At 67.3% G+C, this 20,060-nt stretch carries 19 protein-coding genes; 6 read left to right on the top strand and 13 right to left on the bottom strand.

Going from position 1 to position 20,060, the window contains the following annotated elements; translation table 11 throughout:
- Positions 1-5: 5 nt before the first annotated feature.
- The 11 genes from RHCRD62_RS23765 to RHCRD62_RS23715 form a co-directional block, all read right to left on the bottom strand.
- Entirely contained in the window at positions 6-857 is an 852-nt protein-coding gene (locus RHCRD62_RS23765; RefSeq protein ID WP_050067258.1) for an MlaE family ABC transporter permease, read from the bottom strand.
- 6 nt (positions 858-863) lie between these two features.
- Positions 864-1,577, bottom strand: coding sequence for an MlaE family ABC transporter permease (locus RHCRD62_RS23760; RefSeq protein WP_050067257.1), 714 nt, complete (start codon positions 1,575-1,577; stop codon positions 864-866).
- Between the two features lie 79 nt (positions 1,578-1,656).
- A complete protein-coding gene (locus tag RHCRD62_RS23755; RefSeq protein WP_050067214.1) occupies positions 1,657-2,946 on the bottom strand; it encodes a cytochrome P450 in 1,290 nt (429 codons plus the stop codon).
- A 39-nt stretch (positions 2,947-2,985) separates the two neighbouring features.
- Positions 2,986-4,611: an acyl-CoA synthetase gene (locus RHCRD62_RS23750; protein WP_050067213.1), complete on the bottom strand. Its 1,626-nt coding sequence runs from the start codon at positions 4,609-4,611 to the stop codon at positions 2,986-2,988.
- Between the two features lie 70 nt (positions 4,612-4,681).
- Positions 4,682-5,944 carry a hypothetical protein gene (locus tag RHCRD62_RS23745; protein ID WP_050067212.1) on the bottom strand — a complete coding sequence of 421 codons (1,263 nt, stop codon included), beginning with the start codon at positions 5,942-5,944 and terminating at the stop codon, positions 4,682-4,684.
- A complete protein-coding gene (locus tag RHCRD62_RS23740; protein WP_050067211.1) occupies positions 5,938-6,489 on the bottom strand; it encodes a Cif family virulence factor in 552 nt (183 codons plus the stop codon). Before RHCRD62_RS23740 ends, RHCRD62_RS23745 begins: the two co-directional genes overlap by 7 nt.
- 52 nt (positions 6,490-6,541) lie before the next feature.
- A complete protein-coding gene (locus tag RHCRD62_RS23735) occupies positions 6,542-6,742 on the bottom strand; it encodes a ferredoxin (protein WP_171018572.1) in 201 nt (66 codons plus the stop codon).
- Positions 6,739-8,157, bottom strand: coding sequence for a cytochrome P450 (locus RHCRD62_RS23730; RefSeq protein ID WP_050067210.1), 1,419 nt, complete (start codon positions 8,155-8,157; stop codon positions 6,739-6,741). Before RHCRD62_RS23730 ends, RHCRD62_RS23735 begins: the two co-directional genes overlap by 4 nt.
- Before the next feature lie 6 nt (positions 8,158-8,163).
- On the bottom strand, positions 8,164-8,970 hold the full coding sequence (locus RHCRD62_RS23725) for an SDR family oxidoreductase (protein WP_050067209.1): 807 nt from the start codon (positions 8,968-8,970) through the stop codon (positions 8,164-8,166).
- Positions 8,970-10,211 (bottom strand): cytochrome P450, encoded by a 1,242-nt coding sequence (locus RHCRD62_RS23720; RefSeq protein WP_050067208.1) that lies wholly within the window; start codon positions 10,209-10,211, stop codon positions 8,970-8,972. Before RHCRD62_RS23720 ends, RHCRD62_RS23725 begins: the two co-directional genes overlap by 1 nt.
- Positions 10,212-10,215: 4 nt before the next feature.
- Positions 10,216-10,809 carry a TetR/AcrR family transcriptional regulator gene (locus tag RHCRD62_RS23715; RefSeq protein WP_050067207.1) on the bottom strand — a complete coding sequence of 198 codons (594 nt, stop codon included), beginning with the start codon at positions 10,807-10,809 and terminating at the stop codon, positions 10,216-10,218.
- 367 nt (positions 10,810-11,176) lie between these two features.
- Here RHCRD62_RS23715 and RHCRD62_RS23710 point away from each other — a divergent pair, with 367 nt between their 5' ends.
- The 5 genes from RHCRD62_RS23710 (at position 11,177) to RHCRD62_RS23690 (ending at position 16,491) form a co-directional block, all read left to right on the top strand.
- Entirely contained in the window at positions 11,177-12,697 is a 1,521-nt protein-coding gene (locus RHCRD62_RS23710; RefSeq protein ID WP_050067206.1) for an aldehyde dehydrogenase, read from the top strand.
- A gap of 76 nt (positions 12,698-12,773) precedes the next feature.
- Positions 12,774-13,523 (top strand): SDR family oxidoreductase, encoded by a 750-nt coding sequence (locus RHCRD62_RS23705; RefSeq protein ID WP_050067205.1) that lies wholly within the window; start codon positions 12,774-12,776, stop codon positions 13,521-13,523.
- The gene (locus tag RHCRD62_RS23700; protein WP_084734450.1) at positions 13,520-14,440 is read left to right on the top strand and encodes an NAD(P)-dependent oxidoreductase; all 921 of its coding nucleotides are present in this window, start codon (positions 13,520-13,522) and stop codon (positions 14,438-14,440) included. Before RHCRD62_RS23705 ends, RHCRD62_RS23700 begins: the two co-directional genes overlap by 4 nt.
- Positions 14,437-14,871: a carboxymuconolactone decarboxylase family protein gene (locus RHCRD62_RS23695; RefSeq protein ID WP_050067204.1), complete on the top strand. Its 435-nt coding sequence runs from the start codon at positions 14,437-14,439 to the stop codon at positions 14,869-14,871. Before RHCRD62_RS23700 ends, RHCRD62_RS23695 begins: the two co-directional genes overlap by 4 nt.
- A 150-nt stretch (positions 14,872-15,021) precedes the next feature.
- Positions 15,022-16,491: an FAD-dependent oxidoreductase gene (locus tag RHCRD62_RS23690; RefSeq protein WP_050067203.1), complete on the top strand. Its 1,470-nt coding sequence runs from the start codon at positions 15,022-15,024 to the stop codon at positions 16,489-16,491.
- Positions 16,492-16,549: 58 nt separating this feature from the next.
- Here the strand turns inward: RHCRD62_RS23690 and RHCRD62_RS23685 are convergent, their stop codons facing one another.
- Together RHCRD62_RS23685 and RHCRD62_RS23680 are read right to left on the bottom strand one after the other, a co-directional pair.
- Complete coding sequence (locus RHCRD62_RS23685) at positions 16,550-17,572, bottom strand: LLM class flavin-dependent oxidoreductase (protein WP_253277455.1); 1,023 nt, start codon at positions 17,570-17,572, stop codon at positions 16,550-16,552.
- Positions 17,573-17,576: 4 nt separating this feature from the next.
- On the bottom strand, positions 17,577-18,437 hold the full coding sequence (locus RHCRD62_RS23680) for an LLM class F420-dependent oxidoreductase (protein WP_050067202.1): 861 nt from the start codon (positions 18,435-18,437) through the stop codon (positions 17,577-17,579).
- Between the two features lie 298 nt (positions 18,438-18,735).
- Here RHCRD62_RS23680 and RHCRD62_RS23675 point away from each other — a divergent pair, with 298 nt between their 5' ends.
- Complete coding sequence (locus RHCRD62_RS23675) at positions 18,736-19,983, top strand: amidohydrolase (protein ID WP_050067201.1); 1,248 nt, start codon at positions 18,736-18,738, stop codon at positions 19,981-19,983.
- Positions 19,984-20,060: the final 77 nt, after the last annotated feature.

The raw sequence follows: 20,060 nt of genomic DNA, 5'->3' as shown, positions 1-20,060 counted from the left end.
CCCCCCTAGCCCGACAGGTTGAAGTTGCCGGAGCCGCCGTAGATGGCGAGCGAGACGAGGAGCGTCACCCCGACCACGCAGATCAGCGACAGGCGCACCCCCCTGCCGACCGCGGTCCCCACACCCGACGGGCCTCCGGCCGCGTTGAACCCGTAGTACGTGTGGATCAGCATCACGAGCATCGCCATCACCAGCACCTGCACGAACGACCACGCGACGTCCATCGGGTTGAGGAAGGTCGAGAAGTAGTGGTCGTACAGACCGGGTGACTGCCCGAAGATCACGACGGTGGTGAACCGTCCGGCGAGGAACGAGGCCACCAGCGCCAGCGAGTACAGCGGCAGGATCGACAGCATCCCCGCGAGGACTCTCGTGCTCACCACATACGGGACGGAGGAGATCGCCATCGATTCGAGGGCGTCGATCTCCTCGCTGATCCGCATCGCGCCCAGCTGAGCGGTGGAACCCGCTCCGATGGTGGCGGACAGCCCGATTCCCGCGATCACCGGTGCGGCGATGCGGACGTTGATGAACGCGGAGAAGAATCCCGTCAGGGCCTCGACACCGATGTTTCCGAGAGAGCTGAATCCCTGGATCGCGATGGTTCCACCGGAGGCGAGGGTGAGGAAGCCGACGACGGCGACCGTGCCGCCGATGAGCGCCAGGGCACCGGTACCCATGCTGATCTCGGCGATCAGCCGCAGCACCTCCTTGGGATGCTTGCGCAATGCCCACGGAATGTATGCGATCGCGCGGCCGAAGAACACCGCCTGACGTCCCAGGTCGTCCATCGACCGGGACGCGTGAGCGACCCGCGCCCGGGTGGGCCCGAACTTGCCGGTCAGTGAGAGTGCCATCGCCACCTATCCCGCCGCCAGCCGGATGCCGATCGCGGTGACGATGGTGTTCACCACGAACAGCGCCATGAACGCGTACACGACGGTCTCGTTGACCGCCTCCCCCACACCCTTCGGGCCGCCGCGAACGGCGAGACCTCGATAGCAGGCGACGAGGCCGGCCAGGAGCCCGAACAGCGCGGCTTTCACCATCGAGATCGCGACCTCGGGAAGCCCGGTGAGCAGGGTGATCCCATCCGCGAACGCGCCGGGGTTGACGCCCTGCAGGAACACCGAGAAGACGAAGCCGCCTGCGATACCGATCACGCATACCAGGCCGTTGAGGAGCAACGCGACAACGGTCGACGCGACCACACGCGGGATCACCAGGCGGTTGACCGGGTCGATGCCGAGGACCTCCATCGCGTCGATCTCCTCACGGATCGTCCGCGAGCCGAGATCGGCGCAGATCGCGGTCGCTCCCGCACCCGCGACGATGAGCACCGTCACCACCGGACCGACCTGGGTCACCGCGCCCAGTGCCGCACCCGCGCCGCTGAGGTCGGCAGCACCGATCTCGCGGAGCAGGATGTTCAGCGTGAAGCTCACGAGCACCGTGAACGGCACGGCGACCAGGATCGTCGGGACGATCGACACCCGCGCGATCATCCAACTCTGTTCCAGGAACTCCTGAACCTGGAATCGTGTGCGCACCAGCCCGACCGCGACGTCGGCCGCCATCTTGTAGAACTCGCCAAGCCCTCGCAGCGGCCCCCGCACCGCCGCCGCCGTCCGGCCTCCCCCCGCCGCCGCCGTCACGTCAGTGCACCACTGGACACGCGTCGGAGGCCGCGGACGCCTGCGCCGATACCGGGCACCCGTAGTCGACCCGCAACTCCTTGATTCCGTTGATCCACCCGGACTGCAGGCGACGCGGATCACCGATCGCGGTGATGTCGGGCATGTGGTCGGCGATCTTGTTGAAGATGAGGTCGACCTCCATCCGCGCCAGGTTCGCACCGATGCAGTAGTGGGGGCCGGTGCCGCCGAACGCGAGGTGCGGGTTCGGGTCTCGCAGGATGTCGAAGGTCGTCGGGTTCTCGAACACCTCCTCGTCGAAGTTCGCGGACCCGTACAGCAGCACGACACGCTGCCCAGCCTTGATCGCGGTGCCGCCGATCTCGGTGTCCACCACTGCGGTGCGCTGCTGCGCGATGAGCGGCGACGCCCACCGGATGATCTCGTCGGCCGCGGTCTTCGGCCGCTCCCGCTTGAACAACTCCCACTGGTCCGGATTCTGAAGGAACGCCATCAGTCCGAGAGTGGTTGCATTGCGGGTCGTTTCATTCCCCGCCACCGCGAGCATGACCACGAAGAAGCCGAACTGCTCCGAGGTGAGAGCTTCACCGTCGACGTCGGCATGCACGAGGGCGGAGATGATGTCGTCGAGCGGTTCCGCCCGTCGGGCCTCCGCGAGTTCGTATGCGTAGCCGAGGATCTGCGCGGACGCCATCCGTGACTCGCCCCCGAGGGTGTCGTCGTCGTAGCCCGTCATCTGATTCGACCACTCGAACAGTTGCTGACGCGCCTCGGCCGGAACCCCGAGGAGCTCCGATATCGCCTGCATGGGAAGCTCACTCGCAACCTGGTGTACGAAGTCCCCCGTGCCCTTGGTGACGGCACCGCTGGCGATCTGCTCCGCCCGCTCGTCGAGTTCGTCGCGCATCGACTCCACCGACCGCGGCGTGAACAGGCGGGAGACCAGCTTGCGCAGTTTCGTGTGGTCGGGCGCGTCCTTGTTGATCAGCACATGCTTGGTGACCTCGAGCTCCTCCGCGGAGATCGTCGGCTCGTGCCGGGGAATGGCACCGTTCACGTTGGAGGAGAACTCCTCCGAGCGCAGTGACACGTCCCGGATGTCGGCGTGCCGAGAGACGACCCAGTACCCGTCGTCATGGAACCCGTCGATGCCCGGTTCCTTGGCGTTCCACCACACCGGCGCGTGCTTGCGCAGCCTCGCGTACTCCTCGAACGGCATCCGTTCGCCGTGCAGGTGTGGATCGGTGAAGTCGAATCCTTCGGGAAGATCGAGGTCGATGTTGTCGGCCATTGCAGTTGGCTCCTCGCCCGCCCGCGCCGCGCGCGGGAGCTAGTCGATGCGGTGATCGGCGTCGGTCGTCGCCGCGTGGTTCTTGGCCCAGCCGTAGTCGGGCTTTCCACTGGGTGTGCGTGCCACGTCCGACGTGATCCAGAAGGCCCGCGGGATCTTGTAGCCGGCGAGCTGGCTGCGCGTGTGCTTCTCGATCGATTCGAAATCAGCGTCCACGCCGTCCCGGAGGCGGACCACGGTCGCGACGCGACTACCCCACCGCTCGTCGGCGACGCCGATCACGATGGCGTCGTAGATGTCCGGATGCGCCTTGACGACGGCTTCCACCTCTTCGGCGAACACCTTCTCACCACCGGTGTTGATCACCATGTTGCCGCGGCCGAGCAGGGTGATCGACCCGTCGTCCTCGATCCTGGCGCGGTCACCGGTGACGACGGCTCTCCCACCGTCCACCTCGCGGAAGATCTCCGCGGACTTGACCGGGTCGTTGTAGTAGCAGACCGGAACGTTGCCGAGCTTGGCGAGCCAGCCCTCGCCGCCCGAGCCCGGCGGGAGGATCCGGTTGTCGTCGTCGACGACGACGGTGTACCTGTTCGCCCCGACCTTGGGTCCACCGTGCTGCTCGAGACCCTTGGTCGCGAAACCGATACCCCCGAAGCCTGTTTCGGAGGAACCGACGGAGTCCGAGATCATCAGGTTCGGCATCGCCTCGAAGAAGGCGTCCTTCACCGCGCCCGAGAACAGCGCCGCACCGGAGGCGAGGACCGCGAGGCTCGAGGTGTCGCCGTCCTGCTTGTGGAACTCCTCGACGAGGGGCCTGCCCATGGCGTCACCGGTGATCACCATGACCTGAGGCCTGTGCTCCGCGACGAGTTCCCAGACACGGGTGGCGTCGAACTTCGGCGTCATGATGACGGTGTTGCCGGAGAAGAACGCGTTGAACGTCGGCATCATCGCGGACGTGTGGATCAGCGGGGGCAGCATCACCCAGCGCATCGGCTCGCCGGCGGCAACACCGTTGCGAGACTGCTGGAACTCGTCGGCAACGGCCTCCCCACTGTAGAAGTCGATACCGCCGGCGAGCACCCGCCAGATGTCCTCGTGGCGCCAGACCACGCCTTTCGGCCGGCCGGTGGTGCCGCCCGTGTAGAAGATGTAGTGGTCGTCGGGACTGCGCTCCTCGAATCCCCGCTCCGGGTTGCCCTCGGCGAGAACGTCCTCGTAGGCGAGCGCGCCCGGAAGTGGCCTCTCGTTCCCGGTCGCCAGCTCGTCGGGCACCGAGATCAGGTGCCGGATCCGGGGCGTGTCCGGCAGGACCTCGGCGATCGTGTCCGCGAAACCGCGGTGATACACGAGTGCGACGAGATCGGCGTTGTCGTACAGGTAGTGCAGTTCGTCGCTGGTGTATCGGAAGTTGACGGTCAGCGGTACCGCGCGGAGCTTGAACGCGGCGATGATCGCGACCATCGTCTCGATCGAGTTGTGCATGTGGATGCCGATGTGGGCTCCGGCACCGAACCCCGCGCCCTCGAGGTGATGGGCAAGCCGGTTCGCCCGCTCGTCCAGCTCGCGATAGGTCACCTCCTCGCCGGAGACGATCATCGCGAGCCGGTCGGGCATCGCATCAACCGAATGTTCGAACAGATCAGCAAACGTGTAGGCCATTGTGGATGTCCTCAGTCTGGAGTTCGGCCGCACCGGTGTGGGCGTCGAAGAACCACCGAATGCGAGAGCGTCAGATTACATAGAGCGGGAGCGGAATTCCGCGATCTTCGAAAACAAAAGTGGCGCCGGAGCTGACCTTGGTGATCGCGACCTCGACGCACTCGCGTGCCGGTTCGTCGGCAATGTCGACGACGAGCAACAGCCCGGCAGGCTCCTCGCTCACCACACGGACGGTGAAATGCGGGTTCACGCCGCGTACCAGCGACTGCATTGCATCGAGGTGATCGGCGTCCACCAGCGTCGGCCACGCGCCGTCGACGTCCGCGAGGCCACCGCGTCCGAGCCACAGTTGCAGCTCGCCGCCCTCGAAGCGAATCTCACTGTCCACGTACTGCTTCGGTGAGAACAGCGGATGCAGGGACAGAACGGTCGCCATGCCCTCCAGGTCCGCCGGTAGTCCGAGTGCATCCCGAATCCGCTGGGAGGTCACACCCGCGATGCCCGTGAGCTGCTTGCGGGTGATCTCGAGGGCCTTGTCCTCGTCGGCCCGCTTGCGGACCGCGATCAGGAAGCCGAGTGCGAGCAGGTGCTGCTGTAGGCAGACCTCCTCCGCGATCCGCACCAACGCCGACTTCGAGAAGTCCCCGAACCGGACATCCGAGAGGAGTGGACCGGAATAGTCGCCGTTTCCCTCATCCGCGGGGTCGATCGCGGAGAGTTCGACCGAGTTCGCGGCCGTGCGACCGATCTGCTCGGTGTGCGGCTCCATCACCGGGGGTACGTGCGACTCGTCGATGATCACCGTCCACGCGCAGTGCGGGTTCCGGTCCGCGGGTCGGCGCGGGGGCCGATGGATCGGCCGCACCTGGGCATACGGATTCGTCGCCAGCGCGGTGGCATCGAAGGTCGGGTCCTCGATGTCGTGGCACATCGCGGTCACGTACTCGTCCCCGAGGGGCTCGACGTCCATCAGTGCACCGCAGTGGTCGAGCCAGAACTCGCCGTGCTGCGGATCGTCCACCCGGTAGCGGAAGTCCATGAACTGCGGGGGTGCTCCGATGTCGAGTTGCAGCCCCTTGAAGATCGTCACCACGTCGTCACCCTCGTACCGCAGCGCCTTCTGCATGCGCTTCGTGTACCAGGGGCTCGACGCCTGCCACTCCTCGATCGCGACCGCCGCCATCCCCTCGCGACCGAACTCGACGATCAGATGTGCCATCCCGGACCGGTCGATGAGCTGGCCGCACAGCAGCAGTTCGGGGACGAGGACGGCGAGATCCGCCCGGGAGAGCGCCGCGAACGAGGGCGACGGATGCGGCCGAGTGCTCACCACAGCGGAACCGGCGCGGTGCCGACCTTGTACCAGCCCGGCAGGTCCTTGCCGGAAACAGAACGCTGGATCCGGGCCTGCATGCCCGCGGACAGGGCATTGTTCTGGATCATCTCGACGAACAGAGCGGAGACGTTGCCGAAGTCGAAGAAGTCCCGCTGCCACGACCACTGGAAGTTGCCGCCGTAGCGGAACCAGCTGCCACCGATGCCGTAGACGCTGTAGTTGGTGCCGTCCTCGCGCTTCGCGTCGGCGACCTGCTTCCACAGTCCGATGACGTTGCCGCTGCGCTCGTCGATGACGAAGTCCTGGTAGGGGTACTCCCAGCCCTCGAGCCCGTCCATCTCGAGGCCGAGTGCCACGTCACGGATCTCCTCGCGGCCGACGGCCATGAAGTCCTGCTTGGGGCCGTAGTTCCATCCGTAGGTCGCGTCCTCGGTGTAGAACTCCGCCAGCGGCTTCCAGTCGCCGGCCGCCTCGGCCTTCTTGTTGCCCTCCACCCAGCGCTCCACCATTTCGTCGAGCTCGGCGCGGTCGAATCCGGTCATGACGTTCTCCTCGAAAGTTGTTGTCGGGCAGTGACAGAATGTGGTTGCCGGATCAGTCGGGGACGATCCGCAGGGCCTGGGTCGGGCAGTACCGCACCGCGGCCTCCACGTCGGACCGCAGCGACTCGGGCGGGTTCGCGTCCAGGATCTCGACCTTGCCCCGCTTCGGCACCGAGAACACGTCCGGCGCCTCCATCTCGCACGCGGCGTGTCCCTGGCACAGGTCCAGGTCCGCCTCGACGCGCACGGTCATGCCTCGCTGTGGGCGACCGGGCAGCCGGTCGCGACAACAGGTGCGGCGCCGACGGACTCGGCCCGCGCCGTCCGCCTGCGGTAGCGCACCTTGCAGGGCTGCTGCAGCTGCACCACCATCTTGCTGTGATCGTTGCGGTAGGTGTCCGAGGGCTGAGCCATCTCGAATTCGAAGTCACGCAACAGGATCGAGAAGATCGCCTTGAGCTGCATTTGCGCGAACGCCGCGCCGACACAGCGGTGCCTGCCCGCCCCGAAGGGAATCCACGTCCACCGGTTGACGATGTCCTCCTGATTCGGGTCGATGTACCGGCCCGGGTCGAAGGCATCGGGGTTCGGGAAGTCCTCGGGAATGCGGTTCGAGATCGCGGGCGTCGCCGCGACGAGGTCGCCCTCCGCGATCGCGTAGCCGCCGACCTCGAAGTCGCCGCGGGCGACTCGGAGCAGCAGGATCAGCGGCGGATGGAGACGCAGCGTCTCCTTGATGACGGCTTCGAGCACCGGAATCTGCCGCAGCGCGTGAAAGCTGATGTCGGCGCCGTCGGAGTACAGCTCGTCGAGCTCGGTGGTCACCTGCTCCATCGTCTCCGGGTGGCGCAGCAGTTCGATCAGCGACCAGGCCGCCGTTCCGGAGGTGGTGTGGTGCCCGGCGAACATCATCGAGATGAAGATGCCCGTGATCTCGTCGGCGCTGAACCGCAGGTTCCCGTCGTCCCCGGGAATGGACACCAGGACGTCGAGCATGTCCCGATCTTCCTTGCCCTGAGGGGGATTCGCGATGCGGCCGTCCATGATGCCCTGCACCAGATCCACGAGTGCGAGACGGGCCTCGTCGCGGCGCCGGAAGCTCTCGATCGGCGCGTACGGGTCCACGAAGGCGAGCGCGTCGGTTCCCTGCTCGAGGTCGTGATACAGCTTGGCGAAGCGATCGTCGAGTTCGTCGCGGAACTTCTTGCCGATCAGGCACGCGGACGAGGTGTAGATGGTCAGCTCGGCGAAGAACTCCAACAGGTCGATCTCGCCCTCGTCGCCCCACTTGGCGACCATGTCCTCGACCTCGATGCCGATGGTCGTGGCGTGGCCCTTCATCTGCTCACCGCGCAGGGCCGAATTGTGCAGCATCTCCTTGCGGCGCTCGGGGCTCGCGTCGAACACGACACCCTCGCCGAACACCGGCTTCATGAACGGGTAGGCCGCCTGCTGGTCGAGGTCCTCGTCATCGGAACGGAAGAAGAACTCGTTGGCCTCCGCACCGGAGAGCATCACCACGTCACGGTCGACGAGCCGGAAGACTCCGACGTCGCCGCACTCCTCACGGACCCGCTTCATCAGCGCGATCGGATCCGTACGCAACTCTTCGAGGTGGCCGTGCTCGTGTTCGCCACCGGACACGCGGGGCGGGTTGGGAAGTGTCATCGTCGGTCACCGTCCTTGCGGATCGAAGGTCATCGGAAGGGGCGCCAGGGGCGCTTCGGGCTGCACCTCGACGAGAACCAGGTGCGCCCCGCGGGGTGCCGAGACGACCGCGATGATCGCGTTCGCCATGTCGGACGCGCGCAGCATGTAGCCGTGGCGCGCAAACCCCCATTTGGACCACAACTCGGCCACCGGGGCGAGGATCTCGGGTGTCGAGTTCATGCCCATGCCCGTGAAGGTCGGGCCGGGCCGGACGACAGATGCGCGAATGCCGGTGCCTTCGAGCTCCATTCGCATCTGCCTGCCCATCGCCTCGAGGCCGGCCTTGGCGGCGTCGTAGGCGCCCATACCGGGGCGCTGACGGTCAGCGCAGTCGGAGCCGATCAGGACGAAGTCGCCGCGCCTGCGCTCCCGCATCCCGGGGAGGATCCGGTGCGCGAGCCGCTGAGCCCCGACCAGGTGCACGTCGATCTGCTTCGCGAACCGGACGGGGTCCATCTCGTCGGCCATCCCGAACTCGAGGTCGCCCGCGCCGGAGACCGCGATCTCGATCGGACCGATCGCCGCCTCCGCTGCGGTGACGAAGGCGTCGACGGACTCGTCGTCCGTGACATCGAGGAAGTGGGCGAACGCCTCGCCGCCGTTGCTGCGAATCTTCTCCGCCGTTGCCTCGATCTGCTCGACGCGGCGCGCGCCGAGCGCGACCGGATGGCCCAGTTCGGCGAGCGCGTAGGCGGTTGCCTCACCGATGCCGGAGGACGCGCCGCTGATCACTGCCGGGCGACGAACGGGCTGGGGGTCGAAACGGGGCATCAGCGCACCTGCACCTTCATTGGCAGGGCCGCGAAGCCCCGCACGTTGGTCGAATGAACACGTTCGATTCCGGGCTCGACGACCTCGTACTCCCGCACGCGGCGTGCGAACTCCTGCAGCGCGATGTTGGCCTCGAGCCGCGCGAGGTGGGCACCGAGGCAGAAGTGCACCCCGCCACCGAAACTCGCGAGCTTGTTGGTGGAGTCCCGGCCGATCCTGAACTCGTGGGCGTCGTCGAACACGTCGTCGTCGCGGTTCGCCGACCCCATCAGGAGCAGCATCTTCTCCCCGGCAGGCACCGTCACCCCGTGGTACTCGAGATCGACGGCGGTGGTCCGGGCGACGATCTGGCTGGACGTGTCGTAGCGCAGCGTCTCCTCGACCCACTCCGACACCCGCTCCGGATCGTCGAGAACCTGCGCGACCTGATCAGGGTTGTGCCCACCCCAGTACAGGGCGTTGCCGAGGAGCTTGGTGGTGGTTTCGTTTCCTGCCACCACCATCAGGAACATGAACCCGAGGATCTCCTGGTCGGACAGCTTGTCGCCGTCGATCTCCGCATCGAGCAGGGCGGACGTCATGTCCTCGGTCCGCGAGCGCCGACGCTCGGCGATCATCTCCTTGTAGTACGTCATCAGCGTGAGCGACGCCTCGACCGACGCCTGCGGCACGTCGAGCACGCCGTCCTCGCGGTGAACGACGAGATCGGCAAGCCTGCGCAGTTCGCCGCGATCGGCCTGCGGGACGCCCATCAACTCGGAGATCACGTCCATCGGCAGTTTGCCCGCCACCTCCGCGATCCAGTCGAACTCCCCCGACGCCAGCGCCGGCTCGAGGTACCGAATCGTCAGTTCGTGGATCCGGCCTCTCAACTCCGTGACGCGCCGCGGGGTGAATCCCCGAGACACCAACTGGCGCAGGCGCATGTGCCGCGGATCGTCCATCGCGAGGAAGGACATCACCAGGTGCGCATGGGGTCCGTATGCGGCCGGATCGAGCGAGACGCCGTTCGCACTGGACAACCGGGCGTTGTCCTTGAATGCGTCCTGCACGTCCGAATGCCGCGACAGTGCCCAGAACCCGATGTCCGGGTTGTGGTAGAGCGGAGCCTCCTCACGGAGCCGCCGATAGACCGGGTACGGATCGTCGTGGAAGTCGTAGTCGTAGGGGTTGAAGACGAGTGGATCGATCAGAGCCGCACCTGTCGTCTCGATGCGAGCCCCTGGCGTCGGGTCGGGCATGTGATCACTCCAAAATGATTGTGGCGGAACGCTCCAGCTGGTCGGCCAGGTTCTCGTAGGACCCGTAGCCCATACCGGCCCGGAGCAGCGCTCCGGCGTAGAGAAGTTCGAGTGTTTCGAGCAGGTCCGGATTGTCCTCGGCGTCCAGTGCACCGAGCAGTCGTTCGCGGATCTCGATGCCGATCCGCACCCGCAGGTGTTCGACATCGGGGTCGCTGCCGAGCAGGGCATTGGTGACGGCGGCCGAGAGTCCGGGTTCGTCGGCGAGCAGCAGAGCGATGTCGCGCAGCACGGTCACCACCCGACCCGTCCGGTCGAGACCGTCCGACTCGGGCCGTGGCGACTGTGCGAGCCTGCGCCAGAACACCTCGGCGACAAGGTGTTCCTTCGAGGAAAAGTACGTGTAGGCCGTGGCAGGCCCGACGCCTGCCCGCGCCGCAACGGTGCGGACGGTCAGGCCGGCGAAATCCTCTTCCCGCAGTACCTCGACAGCCGCCGCACAGAGACGGTCGACGGTCTCGGCCTGCTTGGGGGTCAGGCGCCGACGGGTGGACTCGAAGTTGGTGCTCGTCACTCTACTAGACACGTGTCCAGACATTACTACAGGTTGCCGCCCGTAGCCATCCTTCCGGGCCGGTCCCCGGATCGCGTCGCGTGCCATCGTCGCTGCTCAGCAGGACCGCGCGGGCCTACTGCGCACTCCTCGTCGCTCGCGACGGCGGATGTTCGTCGGCATCTCGATTCATGGCTGACTCCCTTCGATCGGTCGGACAGGGAAACGATGCGAGCGACTCGACCCACAGCCCGGCTGTTCACTCCGGGGCGTCGAGGCGGTGCTCACAGTAGACATGCCGTTCCCGCTTTGTCGAGAGGTGTTCCGAAATCGCCTCTGCCCGAAACCCATTGCGTGTGACATTTGTTCGAACTATAGTCCAGACACCTGTCCAGAAAGGAAGGCTTTTCGCATGACGCTTCGACCTGCCGACAACTCGACACCGCTCGTCGAGACCACGTCGACGCTCCTCGTCGGTGACACTTCGACGCTCCTCGTCGACGGAAAGCTCGTTCCCGGATCCGGCGGCACCTTCGAGGTCGTCAACCCGGCGACCGAAGAGGTGATCGGGCACGCGGCCGAGGGCACCGCGTCCGACATGGACGCGGCGATCGACGCCGCCCGCCGCGCGTTCGACACCACCGACTGGTCCCGCGATCACGCGTTCCGCGCACGCTGCCTGCGGCAACTGTGTGACGCCCTGCAATCGCACATCGAAGAACTGCGTCAGATCACGATCGCCGAGGTCGGCGCGCCCGCCATGCTCACCAACGGCCCCCAGCTCGAAGGGCCGATCGAGGACCTGCGCTACTGGGCCGATCTCGTCGAGACCTACGCCTGGGACCAGGACCTCGGCAAGGCCAGCCCGATGGGCATCCCGACCCACAGGCGCCTGCTCAAGGAGGCGATCGGCGTCGTCGGCGCGATCACCCCGTGGAACTTCCCGCACCAGATCAACTTCGCCAAGCTGGGCCCCGCACTGGCCGCAGGCAACACCGTCGTCCTCAAGCCCGCGCCGGACACACCGTGGTGTGCAGCCCTCGTCGGCAAGGTGATCGCCGAGGAGACGGACATCCCGGCGGGCGTCGTGAACATCGTGACCTCCACCGACCACGCTCTCGGTGCGCAGTTGTCCACCGACCCGCGCGTCGACCTGATCTCCTTCACCGGATCCACCGCAACCGGCCGCGCCGTGATGGCCGCGGCATCACAGACCCTCAAGAAGGTCTTCCTCGAACTGGGCGGCAAGTCCGCGTTCATCGTCCTCGACGACGCCAACATCAAGGCCGCCTGCTCGATGGCCGCGTTCTCCGTCTCGGTGCACGCCGGCCAGGGGTGCGCCCTGAGCACCCGCCTCCTCGTCCCCCGGGAGAAGTACGACGAGGCGGTCGCCGCGGCGGCGAAGGGAATGGCAGGCGTCGGGGTCGGCGATCCGACCAAACCCGGAACCATCTGCGGCCCACTGATCTCCGCGAAGCAACGCGAGCGCGTCGAGGGCTACCTCACGCTCGCCGTCGAGGAGGGCGGCACGATCGTCACCGGCGGCGGCCGCCCCGAGGGGCAGGATCGCGGCTACTTCGTCCAGCCGACTCTCGTTGCCGGGCTGGACAACTCCTCGCGCGTTGCGCAGGAGGAGATCTTCGGCCCCGTCCTCGTCATCCTCCCGTACGACGGCGACGACGACGCGATCCGCATCGCCAACGACTCCCCGTACGGACTGTCGGGGACGGTCTTCGGCACGGACCCCGCCCGTATCGACCACGTGGTCCGCGGAGTACGAACCGGCACCCTCGGCGTCAACGGCGGCATCTGGTACTCGGCCGACGCTCCCTTCGGCGGATACAAGCAGTCCGGCATCGGCCGCGAGATGGGCGTCGCCGGTTTCGAGGAGTACCTCGAGACCAAGCTCGTCGCCGACCTTGCGACCTCCTGACGCCTGAGCGGCTCGCCTCCCGATCCGCAACCCCACGATCAGACCCAGCACTCACGACAGAAAGCAGGACCCAAAGATGGGACGTTTCGACGGACGCACCGCCATCGTCACCGGTGCCGCACAGGGCATCGGTGAGGTCTACGCCCAGCGCCTCGCGGCCGACGGCGCGAACGTGGTGGTCGCCGACCTGAACGCCGAACTCGGCGAACAGGTCGCGAAGCAGATCGTCGCCGACGGCGGCTCCGCGTTCTTCCAGCAGGTCGACGTCTCGGACGGCGCATCGGCACAGGCGCTGGCCGACGCGACGATCGAGAAGTTCGGCGGCATCGACCACCTCGTCAACAACGCCGCGATCTACGGCGGCATGAAGATCGATTCGCTGCTGACCGTGGACTGGGACTACTACCGCAGGTTCATGAGCGTCAACATGGACGGCGCCCTGCAGGTGTGCCGCGCCGTGGTCCCCCACATGCGCGCCAAGGGCGGCTCCATCGTCAACCAGTCCTCGACCGCGGCCTGGACCTACTCGAACTACTACGGCCTGGCCAAGGCCGGAATCAACAGCCTGACCCAGCAGCTGGCCACCGAACTCGGCTGGTCGAAGATCCGGATCAACGCGATCGCCCCGGGCCCGATCGACACCGAGGCCACCCGCACCTCCACCCCGAAGGTCATCGTCGACCAGATCGTGAGCCGGATCCCGTTGCAGCGCATGGGAACCCCGGAGGACCTGGCCGGCCTGTGCCTGTTCCTGCTCTCCGACGAGGCGAGCTGGATCAGCGGACAGATCTACAACGTCGACGGCGGGCAGGTGTACCGGTCGTGAGCGGCACCGAAGCCTTCGACACCGCGGCAGGCGAAGCCGTGACGGTGGGGTACATCGGCCTCGGCAACATGGGTGCCCCGATGGCCAAGCGGCTCCTCGACTGGCCGGGCGGGCTGGTCGTGTGCGACGCGCGAGCCGAGGCCGTCGAACCCTTCACCGCGAAGGGTGCCCGCGCCGCGAGCACCCCCGCGGAGGTCGCGGCGGCGGCGTCCGTCATCTCCGTGACCGTGCTCGACGACGCGCAGGTGCGCGACGTCGTCGCGGGCCCGGACGGCATCCTGTCGACCGCCCGGCCGGGCACGGTCGTCGCGGTGCACTCGACGATCTCGGACACCACGGCCGTCGAACTGGCCGCCACGTGCGAGAGCGCCGGGGTGCATCTGATCGACGCACCGATCAGCGGCGGCGCGATGGGCGCCCAGCAGGGACGCCTCGCCATCATGGTCGGCGGCACCGACGAGGCGTTCGCCGCGGTCAGCGAACCGTTCGCTCGCTTCGCCGAACTGGTCGTGCACGCGGGCGAGGTCGGCGCCGGAACCCGGATGAAGCTGGCACGCAACCTGCTTCACTTCATCTCGTTCACCGCCGCGACCGAGGCCCAGCGTCTCGCCGAGGCGGCGGGCATCGACATCCGCGAGCTAGGCAAGGTGGTCCGGCACACCGACGCCATCACCGGCGGCGCCGGGGCGATCATGCTGCGCGAGACCACTGCACAACTCGCCGAGACCGATCCCTGGTTCCCGATCCTGTCCCACGCCCGCAACCTCGGGGAGAAGGACCTGTCCCTGGCGCTCGGCCTCGGCGACCGACTCGACGTCGACCTGCCTCTCGCCGTGCGGGCCCTGGCCGGGCTCGGCGCGGGCCTCGGTGTCGGTCCCGGCGACATCTCGACCGCTTTCCAGAAGGAGCACGCATGACCGACCAGAACGGGATCAGCGAGGTCCGCGCCCGTGGCCTGAAGACGATGAAGACGGTGTACGGCTGGGACATGCCCTCGGGCGACCTCGGCGACTTCTACACCCAGACCGTCGAGCACCTCTTCGGCGACATCTGGAACCGGCCGGGACTGACGATCCGCGACCGCAGGCTCCTCGTGCTCGGCGCCCTCGCCGCGCAGGGCCAGTTCGATCTGGCGAAGGTCCAGATCAACGCGGCGCTGCAGAACGAGGAACTGACCGAGGAGCAGCTGGAGGAGATCGTCATCCTGCTGTCCCAGTACGTCGGCTACCCGCTCGCCAGTGGAATCAACGCCTCCCGCATCGCGGTCGTCGCGGACCGCGCCAAGGCGGCGCGGGCGGCGGCGAAGGCGGCCGAATCCACGCCCGCCGAGAACGGTTCCACTCCCTAACGCAATTCCGCCCCAGGCACGGCCCGAGACGGAATACTGCAAGTACATTCGGCTTCGCCGCCTGTGCGTGATGTCGACTCCGGCCGGGGTCGACATCACGCACAGGCGCGGACGCGAACACGGCACCCGACACGAAGGACCTGATCACCGATGGCCGAGGCCACACCCATCCGCCCCCTGTCCGCCGCGAGCGTCGAGACCTGGCACCGCGAGGCCGACGTGGTGATCGCCGGCTACGGCATCGCCGGCGTCTCCGCCGCGATCGAGGCCGCCCGCGCGGGCGCCGAGGTCCTCGTCCTGGAACGCACCAGCGGATGGGGCGGCGCGGCCGCCCTGGCAGGCGGGTTCATCTACCTCGGCGGCGGCACCCCGCTGCAGAAGGCCCTCGGGTTCGACGACACCCCCGAGAACATGAAGGCGTTCATGATGGCCGCGCTCGGGCCGGGCGCCGACGAGGAGAAGATCACCGACTACTGCGAGGGCAGCGTCGACCATTACAACTGGCTCGTCGACAACGGCGTGCCGTTCAAGGAGAGCTTCTACGGCCAGCCGGGCTGGGAGACCCCGTTCGACGACGGCCTCATGTACTCCGGCGGCGAGAACGCGTCCCCGTTCAAGGAGATCGCGAGCCCCGCACCGCGTGGCCACGTCCCCCAGATGACCGGCAAGCGGACCGGCGAGAAGGGCGGCGGCTACATGCTGATGAAGCCGCTCGTCGAGACCGCGGAAGCGCTCGGCGTCACCCCCGAGTACGACATGCGCGTCCAGCGGCTCATCGTTGACGACTCCGGTCGCGTCGTCGGCATCGTCGCCAAGCAGTACGGCAAGGAACTCGCTATCCGCGCCCGCCGCGGCGTCGTACTGGCGACGGGCAGCTTCGCCTACAACAAGGAGATGGTGCAGCAGTACGCACCGCGACTGATCGGGCGTCCCGGGGCCTCGATCGAGGAGCACGACGGCAAGTCCATCCTGATGGCGCAGGCGCTCGGCGCCGACCTCGCCCACATGGACGCCACCGAGGTCGCGTTCTTCGGCGACCCTCAGCTGATGGTGCGCGGCATTCTCGTCAACGGTCGCGGCCAGCGGTACGTCAACGAGGACACCTACCCCGGGCGCATCGGCCAGGAAACCTTGCTGCGCAACGAGAACCAGGCCTTCCTCATCCTGGACGAAGAGGCATACGAGGAGGGTTGCGCGGCAACCAGTTCGACGCCGTTCTTCCGCTTCCAGCCGAAGTGGGTCGCCGAGACCGTCGAGGAACTCGAGTCCGACATGGGTCTGCCCACCGGCACGCTGCAGTCCACCGTCGAGGTGTACAACCGGCACGCGGCGAACGGCGAGGACCCGGTGCTCGGGAAGAAGCCGGAGTGGGTCAAGCCGATCGGCTCCCCCATCGCCGCGCTGGATCTCCGCAACTGCACCGCGGGCTTCACCCTCGGCGGGCTGCGCACCTCGATCAACTCCGAGGTCCTGCACGTCTCCGGCGAGCCGATCCCGGGGCTCTTCGCGGCCGGTCGCTGCACCGCGGGTGTGTGCGCGGGCGGCTACGCGTCCGGCACCTCCCTCGGTGACGGCAGCTTCTACGGCCGTCGCGCCGGGATCGCAGCGGCCAAGGCCTAGCAAATCCGTTCGGGAGGGGTCGGCCCGGAACCTTGGGCCGACCCCTCCCGAACATGCGTCAGCCGCCGAGCGCGGGCATCACCACGTCACCGATCAGCCGCAGGCTCTCCCATGACGGCTCCTCGGGCATGCCGCCGCACAGCGGATGACTCGTGACCACCTTGATCTCCCCCGCGCGGCAGGCATCGATCAACGCGTCCGGGGCGTGCACCTGATAGACGCCCGCGGCGCGCAACTCCTGCACCGTCGTCGACGAGTCCTTCACGTGCGAGTCGCGCTCGCCGATCCACTCGCGGTAGACCAGCGCATCAGCGAGCAGGTGATGCCCGTACTTCGCCCAGAAGGCATCCGGGTCGGATGAACAGAAGACCGTCGCGGGGCCGGGCGGAGCCATCATCACCAGCCCCGGCTCGCGACCGAGGGCGCGGCACTCGTCGAGGTAGAGCCGCTTGAGCTCCCGATTCGCGACCTCTGGCTGGAAGTGCAGCCCCAACTTCGCGGCCCGTCTCGCCGACGCGGGTACGCCGCCGCCGTAGAACATCACGGGATGGGGATCTGTCAGCGGAGCCGGTGTGACGGTGCCGCTCGCCCACGCTTCGAAGATGCGCTCGACCGCAACCTCCAGGTCGCGTGCTCGCGTGGCCCACGTGCGACCGAACAGCGCGTATTCCTCTGGGCGGTAACCCAATCCGATGGTGTAGGTGACGCGCCCACCGCTGACATGGTCGAGGACCGCGATGTCCTCGGCGAGCCGGAGCGGGTCGTACAGGTTCACCACCAGCGCAGCAACGGAGATCGGGATGCGGGTGGTGCGGGCCGCGAACGCCGACGCCACGAGCAGTGGACTCGGCAGGTACCCGTCCCGCGAGCCGTGGTGCTCGGAGAGCGTCAGCGCCGCCTGCCCCTGCGCGTCCACGTACGCGGCCTGCTCCAGTGCCAGCGCGAACAGTCGACCGCGCGCTGCGGGAGTGAAGCCCGGCGCGCGGAAGTCGTAGCGGGTCACGAAGAACGTCAACTGAGCTCTCCTGCCGTACAGCTGCGCCCGGACCGTGGAACGTCGCGGTCCGGGCACTGCGGTCACCGATTCAGTGCGCGGCGGGACTGCGGTCGAGCTTGCCCGCCAGCTTCTCGAGGTACGCGACGACGGTCGGCTCGTCGGCGTCGGGCATTCCGTAGACGACCTCGTCGACGCCGAGATCCTCCCAGCGCGCGAGGGTCTCGGGCACGGGCTTGCGGTCGAGGACGACGATCCGCGGAGAGCCCTCGCGGCCGGCATCCGCCCAGATCTTGCGGAGCAGCAGGACGTTGTCGTCGATGTCCTGCTCGATCGGGGTGGTCATCCAGCCGTCGGCAGCGCGGGCGATCCACTTGAAGTTCTTCTCGTTGCCCGCAGCGCCGACAATGACCGGAACACGGGGCTGTTGAATGGTTTTCGGCCACGCCCAGCTGGGACCGAAGCTGAGGAACTCACCCTCGTAGGACGCCTCCTGCTGCGACCACAGCGCCTGCATGCCTTCGAGGTACTCGCGGAGCATCGTCCGACGCTTGGCGATCGGGACGCCGTGATCGGTGAGTTCGTCGAGGTTCCAGCCATACCCGACACCCAGGGTCACGCGACCGCCCGAGAGGTGGTCGAGGGTCGCGATCGTCTTCGCGAGAGTGATCGGGTCGTGCTCGACGGGCAGCGCCACCGCGGTGCCGAGACGAATCCGCTCGGTCACCGATGCGCAGGTACCGAGCGCGACCCACGGGTCGAGAGTGCGCATGTAGCGGTCGTCGGGAAGTGACTCGTCCCCGGTCTGCGGGTGAGCCGCATCGCGACGAACCGGGATGTGCGTGTGCTCGGGAACGTAGAACGAGTCGAACCCGAATCGCTCCACCGCCCGCGCCGCCGCCGCGGGAGTGATCCCACGATCGCTCGTGAACAGCGTGATGCCAAACTCCACCGAATGCCTCCTTGCACCTGCCGACCAGCCGGTCCGATCGTCTCGACACTAGAGGCCTGGACACGTGTTTATCAAGGTGTCCAGAAAATTCGTGAGCTGCGCATTCTCGTCGCGACACGCCGTCACCCCGCGATCCTGACCGACGTTGCCCCGGAGGTTTCCGACACACGCCGACGTTGACCCCGGCGGGGCGAGAACCGAGACTTGTACGTATGTCCGTGCGCCGTCCCACGGTTCGCAGTCCCAGGGAAGCCGGTCGCCGGGCCGCCGACAGCTGACCACGTCGAAGGACCACAAAGTGCACGCACCGAGCGACCTCACGGCCGACCCGACGCTGATCGCCCTGTACAAGGACCTTCACCAGCACCCCGAACTCGGATTCCAGGAACACCGCACCGCCGGGATCGTCGCCGAACGGCTGACGGCATCAGGGTTCGAGGTCACCACCGGAGTGGGTGAAACCGGAGTGGTCGGCATCCTGACTAACGGCTCGGGCCCGACCGCGCTGCTACGCGCGGACATGGACGCACTACCCATTCGGGAGGACACGGGCCTCGACTACGCCAGTACCGCAACGGCCACCGACGGCAACGGTGCCACCGTGCCGGTCGCGCACGCATGCGGCCACGACCTGCACACCACCTGCCTGCTCGGCGCGGCGAAGGTTCTCGCCGACAACAGATCCAGCTGGACCGGCACCGCGATGCTCGTGTTCCAACCCGCCGAGGAACTGGGCGCGGGTGCACAGGCGATGGTGGACGACAACTTGTTCGACAGATTCCCGAAGCCGGACATAGTGCTCGGCCAGCACGTGTCACCCCTGCCGGCGGGCAGGGTCGCCGGACACCCCGGCCCGTCGTACGCGGCGTCGGATTCCCTGCGGGTACGACTGGTCGGCAGAGGAGCTCACGGATCGATGCCGGAGGCATCGGTCGACCCCATCGTGATGGCCGCAGGGACAATCCTGCGTCTGCAGACCGTGATCTCCCGCGAGATCCCGAGCACCGCGACCGCGGTGCTCACCGTCGGATCCATCCATTCCGGCGACGCTGCCAACGTCATTCCCGGTGTGGCCGAGATCCAGTTGAACATCCGCAGCTACGACACCGGCGTGCGCCGACGCATTCTCGACGCCGTCGAGCGCATCGTCCGCGGCGAGGCCGAAACCGCCGGAGCGCCGGAGGACCCGACGATCACCAAGATCGAGCGCTTTCCCGTCGTCATCAACGATCCCGAAGCGCTGAGCAAGAGCCTCGACGCCATGACAACCTGGCTGGGCCCCGACAGCATTCTCGATCCGGGAGCCGGAGCGGGTAGCGAGGACGTCGGCATCCTCGCGACCAGCTCGGGTGCACCGCTGTCCTACTGGCTGTTGGGCGGGGCGGACCCGTCCCTCTTCACCACAGGAGACATGACCGATCCGGCGCTCCTGAAGGTGCCCTCCAACCACTCCCCTCGCTACGCGCCCGTCATCGAACCGACACTGCCGATCGGAGTAGCCGCATTGGCGACCGCAGCCCGGACGTGGCTGCCTCCGGCACGGTGACTCGGTCGTCTCGATTTCGCAGATCTGCGCCCTGCAATGCGGGGTGCCTGGCGTGGACGCCCCGACGACGATCGGGA

The sequence above is a fragment of the Rhodococcus sp. RD6.2 genome (assembly GCF_001040705.1).
Lineage (GTDB): Bacteria > Actinomycetota > Actinomycetes > Mycobacteriales > Mycobacteriaceae > Rhodococcus_G.
This window is presented reverse-complemented; position numbering and strand designations above follow the sequence as displayed.